The 1,774-nt window shown below is 66.0% G+C and carries 2 protein-coding genes; both read left to right on the top strand.

Annotation, left to right across the window (positions count from 1 at the left end):
* Positions 1-1,278 (top strand): 3-isopropylmalate dehydratase large subunit (leuC, locus tag V6M49_RS05440; protein WP_332760478.1); only part of this gene is annotated, 1,278 nt, incomplete at its 5' end.
* Between the two features lie 9 nt (positions 1,279-1,287).
* Positions 1,288-1,774, top strand: a 487-nt coding sequence (leuD, locus tag V6M49_RS05435) for a 3-isopropylmalate dehydratase small subunit (RefSeq protein WP_332760477.1), incomplete at its 3' end; no start/stop codon positions are given.

Below are 1,774 nucleotides of genomic sequence, written 5' to 3'. Positions count from 1 at the left end.
GACCTCACCATCGCCACGGAGGACCACAACACTCCCACGCTGGACATCCACAAGCCCATTGCCGATCTCACCAGCCGCACGCAGATCCAGACGCTGCGCAACAACTGCGCGGAGTTCGGCGTCCGGCTGCATTCGCTCGGTGATGCCGAGCAGGGCATCGTGCATGTTGTCGGCCCTCAGCTTGGCCTCACGCAGCCTGGCATGACCGTTGTCTGCGGTGACTCCCACACGTCCACCCATGGTGCGTTTGGTGCGCTGGCCATGGGCATCGGCACGTCCGAAGTGGAGCACGTCATGGCCACCCAGACGCTGTCCCTGAAGCCGTTCAAAACCATGGCCATCAACGTCGAAGGCACGCTGCGCCCGGGCGTTACCGCCAAGGACATCATCCTGGCCGTGATTGCCAAGATCGGCACCGGCGGAGGCCAGGGCTACGTCCTGGAATACCGCGGTTCCGCCATCCGCGCGCTGTCCATGGAAGCCCGCATGACCATCTGCAACATGTCCATCGAAGCCGGTGCCCGCGCCGGCCTGGTGGCCCCGGACCAGGTCACCTACGACTACATGTTTGGCCGCCCGCACGCGCCACAGGGCGCCGACTGGGATGCCGCCGTCGAGTACTGGAACACGCTGAGGACCGACGACGACGCCACGTTCGACGTCGAGGTGGCCCTGGACGCCGACACGCTGGAGCCGTTCGTCACCTGGGGCACAAACCCGGGGCAGGGTGTTTCGCTTTCCGCCAAGGTGCCGTCCCCGGAGGACTTCGGCGACGAAAACGCCAAGGCTGCCGCCGAACGCGCCCTGCAGTACATGGGACTGACCGCCGGTACGCCCATGAAGGACATCCGGGTGGACACAGTCTTCCTGGGCTCCTGCACCAACTCGCGCATGGAGGACCTCCGGGCCGCTGCGGACATCATCCGCGGGCGCCAGAAGGACCCCAACATCCGGATGCTGGTGGTGCCCGGTTCGGCCCGCGTGCGGCTGGAAGCAGAGGCCGAAGGCCTGGACAAGGTCTTCAAGGACTTCGGCGCCGAGTGGCGCTTCGCCGGCTGCTCGATGTGCCTGGGCATGAATCCGGACCAGCTGGAGGTGGGGGAGCGTTGCGCCTCGACGTCCAACCGAAACTTCGAAGGCCGTCAGGGCAAGGGCGGCCGCACCCACCTGGTGTCGCCGGTGGTGGCGGCGGCCACGGCCGTCCGTGGCACCCTGAGTTCGCCGTCGGACCTCGATCCGGCTCCCGAATCCGCCGCCATCCGCACCGACGCAGCCTAGGAGGCCGCCATGGAAAAGTTCACCACCCACACCGGCATCGGCGTGCCGCTGCGCCAGAGCAACGTTGACACGGACCAGATCATCCCCGCGGTCTACCTCAAGCGGATCACCCGCACCGGCTTCGAGGACGCACTGTTCTCCGCCTGGCGCAAGGACGCGGCCTTCATCCTGAACCAGGCGCCGTTCAACGCCGGCTCCGTCCTGGTGGCGGGCCCGGATTTCGGCACCGGTTCGTCCCGTGAACACGCCGTCTGGGCTCTGAAAGACTACGGCTTCAAGACCGTCCTGTCGTCCCGTTTCGCTGATATTTTCCGCGGCAACTCCGGCAAGCAGGGTCTGCTGGCCGCTGAGCTCGCGCAGGACGACATCGAGCTGATCTGGAAAGAGCTCGAGAACGCTCCCGGGACCGAAGTCACCGTTGATCTCGTCTCCAAGACTGTCATCTGCGGCACCATCGTGGCACCCTTTGAAATCGACGATTACACGCGCTGGCGCC

This window comes from Pseudarthrobacter sp., from assembly GCF_036675385.1.
GTDB lineage: Bacteria > Actinomycetota > Actinomycetes > Actinomycetales > Micrococcaceae > Arthrobacter.
This window is presented reverse-complemented; position numbering and strand designations above follow the sequence as displayed.